This window comes from Serratia proteamaculans, from assembly GCF_946227095.1.
GTDB classification, from domain to species: domain Bacteria; phylum Pseudomonadota; class Gammaproteobacteria; order Enterobacterales; family Enterobacteriaceae; genus Serratia; species Serratia proteamaculans_E.
The window spans coordinates 26514-39841 of sequence record NZ_CAMISV010000001.1 but is presented as its reverse complement, the minus strand read 5'-3'; the positions used below and the strand labels follow the sequence as shown (position 1 = coordinate 39841).

General features: G+C 49.5%; 21 protein-coding genes. 15 read left to right on the top strand and 6 right to left on the bottom strand.

Translation table 11 applies throughout. From position 1 onward, the window contains the following. Window positions 1-18: 18 nt before the first annotated feature. From OC597_RS00250 to OC597_RS00225, 6 genes are all read right to left on the bottom strand, one after another. Window positions 19-519, bottom strand: coding sequence for a siphovirus Gp157 family protein (locus tag OC597_RS00250; RefSeq protein WP_153857125.1), 501 nt, complete (start codon window positions 517-519; stop codon window positions 19-21). After that, window positions 516-2696: a phage-associated endonuclease gene (locus OC597_RS00245; RefSeq protein WP_262206926.1), complete on the bottom strand. Its 2181-nt coding sequence runs from the start codon at window positions 2694-2696 to the stop codon at window positions 516-518. Before OC597_RS00245 ends, OC597_RS00250 begins: the two co-directional genes overlap by 4 nt. A gap of 50 nt (window positions 2697-2746) precedes the next feature. Next, window positions 2747-3025: a hypothetical protein gene (locus OC597_RS00240; protein ID WP_013813298.1), complete on the bottom strand. Its 279-nt coding sequence runs from the start codon at window positions 3023-3025 to the stop codon at window positions 2747-2749. Between the two features lie 10 nt (window positions 3026-3035). Continuing rightward, window positions 3036-3350 (bottom strand): hypothetical protein, encoded by a 315-nt coding sequence (locus OC597_RS00235; protein WP_198642422.1) that lies wholly within the window; start codon window positions 3348-3350, stop codon window positions 3036-3038. A gap of 81 nt (window positions 3351-3431) precedes the next feature. After that, window positions 3432-3614 (bottom strand): hypothetical protein, encoded by a 183-nt coding sequence (locus OC597_RS00230; RefSeq protein ID WP_198642423.1) that lies wholly within the window; start codon window positions 3612-3614, stop codon window positions 3432-3434. Window positions 3615-3786: 172 nt separating this feature from the next. Next, window positions 3787-4188 carry a helix-turn-helix domain-containing protein gene (locus OC597_RS00225; RefSeq protein WP_198642424.1) on the bottom strand — a complete coding sequence of 134 codons (402 nt, stop codon included), beginning with the start codon at window positions 4186-4188 and terminating at the stop codon, window positions 3787-3789. A 78-nt stretch (window positions 4189-4266) separates the two neighbouring features. Between OC597_RS00225 and OC597_RS00220 the strand changes: the two genes are divergently transcribed. The 15 genes from OC597_RS00220 to OC597_RS00155 all read left to right on the top strand — a co-directional run bounded on the left by OC597_RS00220 (window position 4267) and on the right by OC597_RS00155 (window position 13328). Next, window positions 4267-4464 carry a Cro/CI family transcriptional regulator gene (locus tag OC597_RS00220; protein ID WP_198642425.1) on the top strand — a complete coding sequence of 66 codons (198 nt, stop codon included), beginning with the start codon at window positions 4267-4269 and terminating at the stop codon, window positions 4462-4464. Window positions 4465-4526: 62 nt separating this feature from the next. Continuing rightward, window positions 4527-4979 (top strand): toxin YdaT family protein, encoded by a 453-nt coding sequence (locus tag OC597_RS00215; protein WP_013813294.1) that lies wholly within the window; start codon window positions 4527-4529, stop codon window positions 4977-4979. Window positions 4980-5005: 26 nt separating this feature from the next. Further along, window positions 5006-5224: a hypothetical protein gene (locus OC597_RS00210; protein WP_013813293.1), complete on the top strand. Its 219-nt coding sequence runs from the start codon at window positions 5006-5008 to the stop codon at window positions 5222-5224. A gap of 2 nt (window positions 5225-5226) precedes the next feature. Continuing rightward, window positions 5227-5949 carry a helix-turn-helix domain-containing protein gene (locus OC597_RS00205; RefSeq protein WP_262206923.1) on the top strand — a complete coding sequence of 241 codons (723 nt, stop codon included), beginning with the start codon at window positions 5227-5229 and terminating at the stop codon, window positions 5947-5949. After that, window positions 5946-7319 carry a replicative DNA helicase gene (locus OC597_RS00200; RefSeq protein ID WP_262206922.1) on the top strand — a complete coding sequence of 458 codons (1374 nt, stop codon included), beginning with the start codon at window positions 5946-5948 and terminating at the stop codon, window positions 7317-7319. Before OC597_RS00205 ends, OC597_RS00200 begins: the two co-directional genes overlap by 4 nt. 46 nt (window positions 7320-7365) lie before the next feature. Continuing rightward, window positions 7366-7788, top strand: a complete 423-nt coding sequence (locus tag OC597_RS00195; RefSeq protein ID WP_262206920.1) for a hypothetical protein — start codon at window positions 7366-7368, stop codon at window positions 7786-7788. 3 nt (window positions 7789-7791) lie between these two features. Beyond that, window positions 7792-8034 (top strand): hypothetical protein, encoded by a 243-nt coding sequence (locus OC597_RS00190; RefSeq protein WP_262206918.1) that lies wholly within the window; start codon window positions 7792-7794, stop codon window positions 8032-8034. Between the two features lie 136 nt (window positions 8035-8170). Then, the gene (locus tag OC597_RS00185; RefSeq protein WP_262206916.1) at window positions 8171-9049 is read left to right on the top strand and encodes a hypothetical protein; all 879 of its coding nucleotides are present in this window, start codon (window positions 8171-8173) and stop codon (window positions 9047-9049) included. Between the two features lie 37 nt (window positions 9050-9086). Then, window positions 9087-10178 (top strand): hypothetical protein, encoded by a 1092-nt coding sequence (locus OC597_RS00180; protein WP_262206915.1) that lies wholly within the window; start codon window positions 9087-9089, stop codon window positions 10176-10178. Between the two features lie 96 nt (window positions 10179-10274). After that, window positions 10275-10835, top strand: a complete 561-nt coding sequence (locus tag OC597_RS00175; RefSeq protein WP_262206914.1) for a hypothetical protein — start codon at window positions 10275-10277, stop codon at window positions 10833-10835. A gap of 108 nt (window positions 10836-10943) precedes the next feature. After that, the gene (locus tag OC597_RS26685; RefSeq protein ID WP_510181744.1) at window positions 10944-11135 is read left to right on the top strand and encodes a hypothetical protein; all 192 of its coding nucleotides are present in this window, start codon (window positions 10944-10946) and stop codon (window positions 11133-11135) included. A gap of 70 nt (window positions 11136-11205) precedes the next feature. Then, window positions 11206-11799, top strand: a complete 594-nt coding sequence (locus tag OC597_RS00170) for a DUF1367 family protein (protein ID WP_262206912.1) — start codon at window positions 11206-11208, stop codon at window positions 11797-11799. Next, window positions 11796-12083, top strand: a complete 288-nt coding sequence (locus tag OC597_RS00165; protein ID WP_262206910.1) for a DUF1364 domain-containing protein — start codon at window positions 11796-11798, stop codon at window positions 12081-12083. The genes OC597_RS00170 and OC597_RS00165 overlap by 4 nt, the downstream gene beginning before the upstream one ends. Beyond that, on the top strand, window positions 12080-12580 hold the full coding sequence (locus OC597_RS00160) for an antiterminator Q family protein (RefSeq protein ID WP_262206909.1): 501 nt from the start codon (window positions 12080-12082) through the stop codon (window positions 12578-12580). The genes OC597_RS00165 and OC597_RS00160 overlap by 4 nt, the downstream gene beginning before the upstream one ends. A 502-nt stretch (window positions 12581-13082) precedes the next feature. Next, window positions 13083-13328 carry a phage holin gene (locus tag OC597_RS00155; RefSeq protein WP_037419444.1) on the top strand — a complete coding sequence of 82 codons (246 nt, stop codon included), beginning with the start codon at window positions 13083-13085 and terminating at the stop codon, window positions 13326-13328.

The following is a 13328-nucleotide window of genomic DNA, read 5'->3' as shown; positions in this document are numbered from 1 at the left end:
GTTGCCGGGGCCGGGTGATTACCGCACCTGCAGCGAACGTTCGCCGATCTCGATGTGCGCGCCAGCGATTTCAACACCGTTTTCGATTGCCTCTTTGATGGCTTTCTTGTCTGGTGCGGTAAGAACTTGAGTGGTTACCAGCTCATCTGGCAGCAACTCGATATTGTCGATCACTACGCTGGCGACCCCTTTGCGTGCCGTGAAAGTATTGGTGGTTGTTTTTAGCGAGTCCTGGCCGCTGGCCAGCAGGCAACTCAGCACGTATTTGCGGATCGATTTGGAACGGTTCTCAAAAGACTTTTTGCGGTCAGTCAGGCGCTTAATTTCTTCATCAACCGTTTTTGCCAAGCCTTCAAGGTTACGAACGTAGGTAAATGCGCCGTCCAGTTTGTCGCCCAGGGCTCCTTCTATCCCTTCCAGCGTGTCGGCGATCATCTCTGGCGTCAGGTCGTCGGAGGTTTCGATCAGTTGTTGAAACTTGGCGTAATCAGCTGCTAATGCAATGGCGGTTGTGCTCATGATGCTTTCTCCTCGGACAGGGCGGCGATGCGTTCATCTTTCAATGTGGTAAGGCGGCGCAGACGGCCAGCCAGGTATTGGGCGTGCTCTTTATCTCCCTTAGCGTCTGCGGCCTTGCGGTGCGCTTCAATTTCGCGGGCGATCGAGGTGTGAATCTTGTTTGCTTCGTTGACAGTTACCGCGCCTTTGAGCGTTTCCGCGACCTTGGTCATGTGCTCATCCAACTCTTCACGCATGCGGGTCACGCCTTCGGCTTTTTCACTGGCATTCTTGAGCGCGAATTCCGCTTCGTTCTCTTGGCGATACGTAAGATCGTCATACAGGCCAAGGAATACGTCGGCGGAGAAGCCGAGTTGTGAAAGGGCTTTTTTTGTGGCGTCGGTGAGGGACTTTTTCGGCGCTTCGCCATCGCTGATCGGCCCATTCTTGCTCCTGTAAACGTATGGCGTGCAGCCGTAAGCGAACACTTCGCCAGTCTTACCGTCGTGCATGTACCAGAGTCGGATTTTTGCCGTGTGGTTTACTTCGGACAGATAGCCGCCAGCACCATTTGGAATAATCTCTTGAATAAAGCTTCCGTCCTGCTGCTTCACCGATCGCATGATCGGGGCGCCGTTATCGAAGCGTTCTTCGATAATTTCCACCCCCCAGCCGGTGCCCTGCGGACCGAATACCTTTGTGGCCTGCATCACCATGTAGGTGCCATTGATCGAGGTACCGCCGCCGTTATTGCTGAAAGCCTTGGTAAACTTGGCATCGGTTTTATAAACACGATTCCAAATCCCAAGATTGTCTCTATCCTCTGCGGGCTGTTCGGCGATTGTCAGTTCAACTTGTGCGGCACGCTGTTGGAAATCGTCGGCTTTAAGCTGATTTACCAGCGCTTCGGCGCGGTCGGCGTTCTCTTCTGCCTGCTGCAGTTGGGAGGATTTTTCCTCTGGCGCATTGGCATAGACGCTGTAACCCATCTGATCCAGCTGCTGTTTGGCTTCCTGCGCTGTCGAATCGGTAACTTGCGGCTGGGCTACTTCCTGTTTTTCACCCTGATTTGAGGCGTTAGCCGTTGCTGGCGCTGGGTTTTCCTGACGTGCATCAGCGCCGGTCAAGCCGTCAATCGAGAAGCGGCCGCCGCCGAGGTTTTCTACCTCGACACTTTTAGTGGTTTGCTGGCCATAGTTCGCCAACTCAGCACATGCCGGATGGCCAGCAAGACGCGTTTTCACAAAGTGCAGGCGCTCTTCGTCGTTATTTACCAATTTGAGATTTTTCAGTCCCTCGGAAACGATCGCGTGGCGGGTATCGGTTTCAACATTCAAAATGCCAATAATCACCCGCAGAGATTTATCCCAGGCACGCCAGACGGAATCACGTGAAGCGATAATTTCTTTTGCGTTCTTCACGTCTGTCGCCTTGGCTGCGGCAGGGTTAACACCCATGATCGATAAAGCTGTATGCATGCTGAGGGTGTTGTAATCCGGCACGCCCCCAGTATTTTCGGTGCTGGTGCTGGTGCTGGTGCTGGTGCTGGTGCTGGTGCTGGTGCTGGTGCTGGCCAGCGTCAGGTTTTCCCGTTCGCCAGGCTTATCTACCCACGCCTGAGCAAAGGCAATTGTGTCAGCCTGTGATGGCATAGCCTCGCCAGCGCACTGGAAGAGGGCTGAGATCAATCGACTAACGGCCTCAGGGGACATAGCACCGACGGCAGTCACAGATACAAGCCCATCGATCACCGCACGCATGCCGGTATCGTCTGGTGTTTCATCGTCGTTAATGAAATCGACCGCCATCGACAGCTGGCTGTTATCGATCTCAGCGTCGCCATACATCACCACTGCGGTGATCCGGACGTTGGCAGGCTGTGACATTAAATCTACTGGCCCAGCCGGGAATTCTGGCTCAGGCTCTTTCGGTGTCCACTTGCTGCCGTCGAAAACGTTCTCTGCAGCGAACTGTTCATCGAACTGGCCAACGGCTGGACGTGGGTTGCCAGTTTGATCTTCAACGGTCTTCGGGTTGAAGAAGTTGTCACCGCCCTCGGGGTAGGCTTCGAACAGCTTCCCTAACGCGATGCTTTCGGCTGCTCGTTTGCTTGCAGCCTCCAGCGCGATAACCAGCGCCACAGCGCCGTTTGTCAGAGCCTTTTTCTTTGGCTCAAAAAGTGAAATGTAGATAGGCATTATTGGTCTTTCCTCTGTAATAATCGGCGCTGGTCAGGCACCGGGGTGGGTTAAAACTTCTCGCGTGCTACGGCCTTCACGTTGTCGCAATACCAGCTGTACAGCTCATTCTGGCGAAGGCGCAGAGTGTCAGGCGTCGCCATCATTACGGCCATCAGCAGGCGGTCGCGGGTGTCTGCGGCAGTGCCGTCGATATGGGTGAACACCTCGATCGCCTCGTCGGAATAACCGTGTGTCGCAGCAGCTTCGAACTGGTCACGCTGTTCGGCTGCGTCATGGCGTTGCCACAGCGCCAGCTCAGCGCTCAGGTTGTGAGTTTCGATATCCATGACCGCGCCCTCAGAATGGGATTTCGTGGGCGTCGATAGGGCAGTGCTCAATGCATAGCAACTGCTGTACCTGATCGTCGATCTCGGCGATACGCTTATAGGCCGCGTCAGTCAGTCGGACTTTTTCCAACTGCAGCGTTTCAACCTGTTTGCCGATGATGTCGATCGGTTCTGGCTGGTTAACATCGATATGGATTTGGCGAGTTTCCAGCAACACGTACCCACGGAAAGAGGACATATCAGCGGTGGTGACCGTAATGCCTTCACCGTTTGGGAAAGTGTTTGCATGGATAAACAGCGTGACGGGTATCTGTAGTGCTTTCATAGCGACTCCTGATATAATCGGAGCTGATCGACAGCTCATTGGGTTGTTGGTCTTTCCTCGATACAGGGTTGGTCCCCTGTATCACTCCCGGTTGCTTTGGTCGGCATCCGGGGTAAAAGAACCCACTTCGGTGGGTTTTTTTACGCCTGTTGGTTGCCGGTCTTTCCCGGCTGTCAGGCTGGTCATGCCGTTGGTCTTTCCTCGATTTGCTTTGTAAAAAATTGCCCCAAGGTTCGGGGCCAAATTCCACACAGCAATGGTCATTCAATTCTTTGCCGCGTATCGCCCGGCTGGCGGAACATTCTGAACAACTGCTGCAGGGTTAGTGCGCTGTTGATGGAATGAAGCTTAACTAAAGGTAAGTTAATGGTCAATAAAAATAACTTACGAAAAGTTAAGTTGATGGGCTGTTGTGAATAACTAATTGAATATTAGTTTATTTTTTCTTTGAGTTTTTTCTTGCGGTTAAGAGTTCTTCAAAAAGGACATTGAAGCCATCTACCTTTTCTTCAAGCTCGGCGAGATGCTTATCCTTTTCAGATTCTGGAAGATAATCAAACAGTTCTAGTAATTTCGTTTGACGTTCATCAAGTTCAACAGGCAACTCGTCAACAGGCAGGGGGGTCTGATCCTCATCTCCATAAAGTAGCCAGGTAGGAGTACAACGCAGCGCTTTTGACAGAAGGAAAAGATTTTTCCCCTTTGGCTCGGTATCCCCGTTTTCCCATTTAAAAACGGTTACGTGGGAAACCTTCACGGCGTCGGCAAGCCTCTGCTGTGATATGTCCAGTTCTGTCCTACGCAATTTAATGCGGTCACTTAGTGAAGTCATGTTCATCCAGTTACTATAAATTAATTTGACTTAGCTTTTGTTAAGTTGTAATTTTCAAACAAATGTTAATCACAGGAGGCAAAAATGCTCACTGACGACGCTGTAAAGTATTTCGGCAACAAGACCAAACTCGCGGAAGCCGCAGGTGTTTCACAAGCTTCTGTATCCCGCTGGGGCGTTCGCGTCCCTGAACGACGAGCTGCACGATTGGATCGCCTGACATCCGGTGCTTTGGCGTATGACCCAGATTTCTACCAACAGCAATCGACGGATGCAGCTTAACAACCAACCCCACCGAAATCTGATTAAGTGAAATCGGTTTTCGAAGCGACAGGAGACGCGAAGTGGAACACATCGAAAAACTGAAAAATGAAATTACAGCCTGGGCGGCGGAGAGTGGTCAGGAACATGTGGCCATCGAAATCAGCCGCGCGTGGTTCCAGATCGGAGCTGACGGCGGCCGCGTGCGGCTTTACCCGATTGAAGATTCAGCCGGTACCGCTGATTGGCGTGCGATTAACACCAACCGGCAGGCGATTTTTCGCCACATGCGCAGCGACTCGAAAGCCGCCAGGGCAAAGGTGCAGGAACTGGCCGACGCGATGATCGCAGCCATGCCAGCAGAAAGGCGCGCACGATTGGATGGGCCCACGCCGCAATATTTGCTGTCAGTGGCCATTCGAGAATTTGCCGCGGCAATTATCGCAATTTTGCTTGGTGCCTGTGACACACCACAACGAATAGCCGGCGCATTAAGCGCCCTGCAGGAAACTCAGCGCCTGACCAGCGCCGCGTAAAAACGCTGTATCGAGGAAAGACCAATATGCAAACCGATCACATCACATATCGGAACGGCTGGCGCCTGAATGGCATGCCTGCTGACGCCGCAGATATCAAACCGATTTTCGAAGATCGCCAGGCTGCCGCACATGCAGTTTGGGAACAATACGAGCAGGGCAAGGCCGCGCTGCGTGATGAAAACTTATCGCCGGAGCAGTACCAGGACGCGTGCCGCCAGCTTGCAGACGGGCTGGGGATCTAATCATGAGCATGGAATTGATGGTGCGGGCGATGAAAATGAAAGTCGGCAACCCACTGCGTAAATTGGTGTTGCTGAAACTGGCGGATAACGCCAACGATCAGGGTGAGTGCTGGCCAGCAGTTCAGTACATCGCTGAACAATGCGAAATATCCAAACGCTCCGCCCAAAATCACATTCAGCAATTGGTCAAAGATGGCCTGGTGCGCATCGAAGAACGGAAAGCTGAGAACGGTCTAAATCGTTCGAATGTCTACCACCTTGTACTGAATAGCTATGGTGCAGATGCTGCACCCTATGGTGCAAATCCTGCACCCATGGGTGCATCTGCTGCAGGGGGGAGGGTGCAGGAGCTGCACCCAGAATCAGTCAGTTTAGAACCAGTCATTGAACCAATACCCCCTAACCCCCAAGTGGGGGACGACGCTGACGCGCCGGGTAAGCTTCCAAAAGTTAATTATCAGGACGTGGCTGACGCCTACAACGAAATCCTCGGCGACCGTCTGCCGAAGGTGCAGGAGCTGAACGACAAGCGCAAACGTCAAATCAAGCGCCTGCTGGGCGAACTGCATGAATCCACCCTCGATGCGGTGAAGGCCTATTTCGAAACCTTCGGTGATGCCGCAGGGCCGTTTTACTTTGGCGACAACAATCGCAGCTGGCGTGCTGGGTTCGATTATTTGCTCCGTTCTGATGTGTTGGTGAAAACCCGAGAGGGTGCGCTATGACCCCGCAGGAGATGGAAGCTACCGTGTTGAGCGGCCTGCTGGTTGGTGGGGCTACCCCTGATGCGCTGGACGTGATTGCCACCATGCCAGAAGAGGCATTCAGCATCCGTTTTCACCGCGAAACCTACAAAGAAATCAAAAAACAGGCGCTGACCCACGGTGTGATCGACGTGGTGCTTATCGGCGAATCCCTCGGCGGTGACAGTCTGGCGTCGTTGGTAGAAATTAGCCGCATGCCCGGCACGCTGGCCAACCTGAAAGGTTTTGCTAGTCTGGCCACAAAGGGGTGGCGTAGCCGCCAGATGGCTGCATTGCTGCAGGAAGGTGCTGACGGTATCCGCAGCGCCAGAAACCAAGAACAACGGGACACGGTGATCCAGGCGTCAGTAACCAAGCTGATCGAAATGACCGCCGACACGGGCGGGGTGGTGCCGGTGCATCTTGGTGAACTGCTGGGCGGCTACATGGATTTAATGGATCGCCGCATGAAGGGTGATGCCGAAATGCGCAACCTATACAGCGGCATTGAGGAGCTGGACGCGATTACCGGCGGTTGGAACCCACAGGATTTAATCGTTGTTGCAGGTCGTCCGGGCATGGGTAAAACCGAATTCGCGCTGAAAGTTATCGAAGGGGCAACCCGCAGCGGTGGCGGGGCGCTGATATTCAGCATGGAAATGGCCGCCCTGCAGATGGTGGAGCGTTCGGTCGCTGGTGCCGGGAACCTGTCAGTGTCGAAACTGCGCAAGCCTGAATCGCTGTGCGATGAAGATTGGGGACGTATCCACTCGGCGCTCGAGGTGCTGAACAACCGCGACATTTGGATTGTTGACGCTACCGACCTGACCGTTGACCAGATCCGCGCCATCACAGAAACCCATAAGCGCCGGTACCCGCACCTGAGCGTGGTGATGGTCGATTACCTTGGCCTGATTGCCAAACCGAAAGCGGAACGAAATGACCTGGCCATGGGGCATATTTCCCGCAGCCTGAAAACCATGGCCATGCGTAGCAAAACGCCGGTGCTGGCACTGAGCCAGTTATCGCGAAAAGTTGACGATCGCCCGGTTACCGCTCGGCGGCCAACCATGTCTGATCTGAGTGAATCAGGAAAAGTTGAGCAGGATGCCGACAGCATCGTTTTGCTGTACCGCGACGGTGTTTATAACCCGAACGGACCGGCTGCACGTTTTGCGGAAATCATCGTAGGAAAAAACCGGTTTGGACCGGGAGGCACGATTTATCAGGAATTTAAAAACGGCCACTTTATCGCTGTCGATCAGGTGGTGGCGCAAGAATCCAGCCGTATGCAACAGGAGGCACAACAACCAAAACCGAAAGAAAAACGTTACGCGACCAAACCGTTTTAACCGGCGCCTGACCAGCGCTTGAACAAACAAACGAGGAAAGACCAACATGACCAGTACCAACGAAATGATCCGCGATAAGCGTTTTGTGATGGATGACGGCTGCGACTATGGCCCTGCCATCATGGACAGAATCAACCAGGCGGCTCGCGCACGTTGTCGCGCTCCGTTCTGCCCGCCACCTAAACCCCAACGTGTTGCAAATCCAGTCTGCGAAATGGGGCCAATCGTCAAAATCGGTGACCGTATCAGTTACGGCCGCCGGGTAATGACAGGTGTCTACGAATTGCAGCGCCTTGGGCACTTCCCTGAAAGCATCGCCCTGATGCTCCGCATGCCTCTCGATCGGGTAGTGCACATCCTTAAGCCTCTAACGGCCGTACGCCGTGAGATACAGCAAAGGGTACTGACTGCACCAATTCCGTCAGAAAAAGACGTCATGCGTCGTTTGGCTGCTGAATCGAGGGCGTAAACGATGGCCGGGCAATCGGATTATCTTCCACCCGGTCTGCCATTCAATCGAGGCCAGTGGCCGCAGGAATACCGCGATTTAGAGCAGTACGACCTGCGCGCCAGCGGCCTGATCCGTGACCTGTACGCACGGACGATCACCCGCACAAAGGTGCTGGTGGCGATTGAAGAGGCTCCGGAGCAATACCGGGAACATTTTAGGGCGCGCTTGAACTACTGGCGCGAACGCAGAGAGATGAGGTGGTAATCAAAAAATTTAGTGACTGGGTGGGGCTTAGACAAGTAATCGCTGATTAAATATGGGCTGGTGATGCTCGGCACTATTGCTGTTGTATTGATATTTTTTAAAAAAAGTATATCTTGACTAAAAAGTGAGGTGTCACGTGAAACAAAATCCATTTTCTTTCTATGATTTTCTTGGTTATTTAATACCTGGCGCAGCATTGTTGTATTTTATTTATTTCGGTGGGATATTATATCATTTTGAACCAGTTGAGAGTTTTTATAGTTATATTATAGTTGATAATGGCGGATTGTTAGAATTGCTGAAATTTATTCCTTCAGTTGTTTTTTCATACATTACAGGTCATTTTATTTCTCTTCTGTCATCTTTCGCAGTGGAGAAATACTGCACTCGCAGGAATGGATATCCATCTCAATTTATTTTCCAAGAAGAAGGGGAGCGAAGTCGAGTGAATGTTATCACTGTCAATCTTCCCCTTTCAAAAAGAAAGGTGTTTTTACCTTTCACCAATATCCACCATCTAGTCACGCTAGTTGTCATCTTGCCAATAGCACTAATTGAAATGCTTCCTTTTGGAATGCTGAATCAGGTGAAGCCTATCCCTCAGCCATTGCGTAATACTGTTTTTTTAAGTTGCAAGAAAATCCTAAAGAAAAAGTTTAAAGTTGATGTTTCTTCTATGGATGTGAAAAATGGGCTTGTAGGTGATTCATTTAGAATTGTTTATCACTACGCATATGAATACTCTGAAAGACATGCTCTAAAACTCCAAAACTATGTGGCGTTATATGGTTTTTCAAGAAATATATCCTTTGTTTTTGTTGTGATTTTTTGGATTATGATGACGTGTAAGGTTTTTTATCTGTATGGGTTGACGCATACTTTGAATTTTCATTGGTTTCTTATAATTACTACTGCAATCATTTCCTATGTTTTTTATCAAGGTTTTGTTAAATTTTATAGGAGGTATACCTTGGAGGCAATTATGGCAGTATGTGTTATTGATGCAAATAAATAAAATCATGAACGATGCACTTGGGAGTGAATAGACGAGAATGGCAAGTAATAGAGATGATTTCCCTGCTAAAATAAAGAAAGCTTTAGCTCACCGAGCCGGATACGTTTGCTCATTTCCTGGGTGTGGTAGACATACGTCTGGGCCGAGTGATGAGTCTGAATCTGCATATAGTTCAATTGGAATAGCTGCGCACATAAGTGCTGCAGCTCCTGGTGGGCCTAGGTATGATAGTGAGATGTCTGGCGATGAAAGAAAACATATAAGCAATGCCATTTGGCTATGTTCGAATCATAGCATTCAAATTGATAGAGATTATGTCCAATATACGAAAGAAATATTAATTGATATGAAGCGTGCACATGAAAAAAGAATGAATGGACACGCTTCTATTGCTAATAACAATGACCTTATTGCAATTGGCCCTGACATAGTTGCAACTGGTGAGCTTGTTGCAGTTGCTAATAATGAGTGGAAGTTTAGGTTGGATAACTTCTTTATCGGTGATATCGCAGTCCTCCTTAGATTTATCGAAAAATTTAATGAAATGGATGATTACGATAAGTACGTTTTGATTAATGAGTTAGGTGACGGTAGGCAGATATTATCAGCTCCAGAATGGACCAAGTTCACCGGGTATTATGAAGTCACTTTTACTGTGGCACCTGCATTTAAAAGAGTAAAAGCTCAAGACTTAGGTACCACATTTGCTGAAGGTGATGATGGAGATATTTTTATACGAGATGGTAATATTGCCATGATATCTGGCGTAGAATCACTCCCGCAAAAAATAAGAAGTTGCCTTTCTTTAGCGCAAGGGGAAAGTTTTTTTGATCCTCAGTTTGGGTCACGAGTTAGTGAGTATTTGGAGATGTTTAAAGAAACTCCATCATTGTTGAACCAGCTATTGAAACTTGAGGTTATCAGGCTTTCGTCGATTCCATATAACGACGGCCCTGTCTCTGGGGTTTACACCCCACTCAAATGTGTAAATCGAGTTAACCACATTTCACTATCGACTGTTATACCTGTGGAAAATAAGATACCAATAAGTTTTGATTTTGAGGTGGAAGGCATTGGGGTATGGAATGAGGAGCTGTTAATATTTATTCTACCACGTTCACTCGATTAGAGCATGGCACATCTTCCCTGCATGGGTGTGGGAAAAGTGGCACTTACTGAGTGCCACTTAAAATGATAAAATTATCTACTTCAACAAGGATGAGTCATGGTCGAGTGGTTTAATACTAACGCTTCAGCGATTATTGCTGCTTTATCCGCTTTGCTTGCAGCTATCATTGCTGCATTAGCGGCATTTGGTGGGGCGTTAATCAATAATCGAAATAGCAAGGCACTACGAGATAGTCAGAATGAAATCGAACGCTGGAAACTAAATCGGGAACTTTATTTAAAAAAAGCAGAAGAGGTTTTTAGTTTGTTTGACTCATGGAATGAAGGGATACATAGGATATTGTCACTGCAGACCTTTCATGCAATTGGAGTTAAAAACCAAAATGAGGTTAATGAAGAGTGGCCATCAGCGTATGACAAATCACTTTACCCCAGAATTAAGGCTTTGATTTCATTGTATTTCAATGAGCTATCTGGGGATTTTGAGTTAATTAGTGATATTTATGGGAAGTCAACCGGAAGATATGCGCTTTTTATAACTGGGAAGCTCGAGAAGGGGGAGTTTGCCATAAGTGTCAACAAATCGACATCGGAAATAGTATCAATAGCTGAACGATTCAGGGCGAGATTAGCTGAATTAACGCAGAAACATTTCTGAGCAAGAGACACTTGCCGTTGTTTGAAACCTAGCACAAGAATTGAAACTGTTTATTTGTACAGTATTTTGGTGAAATATCATTGCGGTACACAATAAAGAGATAGTTAATTGATTGATTTTGATGCTTTACTTAAATCATTGCCCGACACTGGGAGAGTAGTGATTACATGCGAGAACGGCTCAATAACCGGAACTCGCATCGTTAAAGAAAACGAGCATGTGGCATCACTTAACGCGTTGATTGATTTGGCAAAATCCGCAGGTTATTCGATTGTAAGACCCGATGGAAACGCGCTATAATTAATGGGCTGGACTGAACACCCAGCCCATTCAAATTCTGAGCAACTGCTGCGCCACCGGAGAGAACCCAATGGCGCAGTATTCTTACATCAAAACAGCAGGTGACCTGCTGGTACCCGCGACACGGGATGCCAGGGATTTCTTGCGATCCAAAAAGGTCGGTTCCGTTCTTTACGCCGACTTCAAACAGGCCCGTAATCCGGCATTTCACCGCAAGCTGTTCTCGCTGCTGAATCTTGGCTTCGACTACTGGCAGCCGAGCGGCGGCGCCATATCACCTGTAGATAAAGCACTGGTTAATGGCTACGTCAAATTCCTCGCGTATTACGCTGGTGGTGAAGAAGCACTGCAGGCTGCTGCTGATGAATATCTGGCTGATGTCGCAGAGAAGCGCGCCGGAAACATCAGCGCTGCAAAATCCTTCGAAGCGTTCCGCGCCTGGGTAACTATACAGGCCGGCTTCTATACCGAGTACCTCATGCCAGACGGCACCACACGTAGAGAACCCAAGTCGATCTCGTTCGCAAAAATGGACGATATCGAGTTTGGCGAATTCTACAAGGCAGTGCTCGACGTGCTCTGGAATTACATCCTGTTCCGTACTTTCCCTGATCAGCAATCTGCAGAAAATGCTGCCGCCCAGCTTATGGGGTACACCTCATGAGCAAATTGCGTAAAGAGGCACGCGGCCGTGATTGCCAAATCCGGATCCCCGGTTTCTGCAACTTTAACCCAGAAACGACTGTATTGACCCATTACCGCATGGCGGGCACTTGTGGTACAGGAATCAAGCCCGATGATGTGCAGGCAGCTTGGGGATGCAGTACGTGTCACGATGCTTGCGACGGTAGAACCAAAACAGAATACAGCCGTGAGGAACTTCGACTTTTCCACGCTGAGGGCGTTTTCCGTACCCAGGCTATTTTGCGCAGGGAGGGGAAGCTATGAATACCGACGGACTGAAACTGAACAAAGAACAGGAAGAATGGTTGCAGCCCTGGCTGGAACGCTGGGGTGCCTGGGTATATACGGGCCGGATTGAGAAGCGCCAAAGCAGCATCATTGCCGAGTACATGGCCACGGTTGAGCCACGACTCTACCCTGAGCGCCCAATCTGCAACGATGATGACGGCATGCTGATCACCCGAGTTGTTGATCAGCTTTACGCTATCGACCGAAAGGCATTCGGCCTGCTGCTCAGTCGTTATGTTCATGGATCTTCTGACCGTGCAATTGCCACTTACTATCACAAAGTTGCAAAACCTCGCGCCATGGTTAGACGCAATGGGCAACCTGGATTCCGTCGGCCATCGTATACAACTTGCCGTCGTGAAGTCAGTGAAATACTAGCCGCCGCAGAATATCTGTTGTATCAACCTCTACAAGATGTGTTTATTTCACGCGAACAGGAGCGAAAAAATAAAAAATTGCTGCGAACGTGTTGACATTGGTGAGCCAATGAGCCACTATTTTCACATACGCTGCCATTTGTGTATGCGTGATAAGACAAGAACCCGCCGAGTGCGGGTTTTTTGCTTTCTGAAATCACGCGTACCGCATGAGGGCTAGCTGTCTCTTTTGTTTACAACTACCCAGTTACCTTCGGGGTTCTCTGTTTCCTGGAGGATGCTACTTGCTTCTGGGCAGTCCTTGCAGACGATGACTTTGCCTGCGGATATGCCTGCCGCTTTATTCACAATAGTGACATTTGAACTAAAACAAACAGGGCAGTATGCATTCTGTAGATACATAGAATTACTCCTCTGATGAATGAGCTCACATCATAAAACCGTGACAAAATTTTGTCTTGATAAGGCTGCGCTATCGCGTGGCTTTTCTCATATTTAGCGCCCAACGCCTCACTCAATGACGTATGTCGCCTCGCATTCGCGGCGCTAATCCATTCCTTTCACCCGGTACCGGGACAGATCCCCGGAAGGGGGAGGTATGAAAATCATGCCGGAGAAAATCACCACATTCATTTCTTACTGCACCTCTGCAACTCTGGTGTGTGGAGGCAGCATTTTGCAATGGCTACATGACCTCGACTGGAATCAGGTTGCGGTAGTGGGCGGTTTCGTGATCGGTGCGATCACTGCCGTGATGAACTTCTATTTCAAAAGTCGCCAGACAAAGGCCTATGAGAAGGCCCTTAAAGCTGGATATGTCACACCACCGCCAGCGGAGGACTAA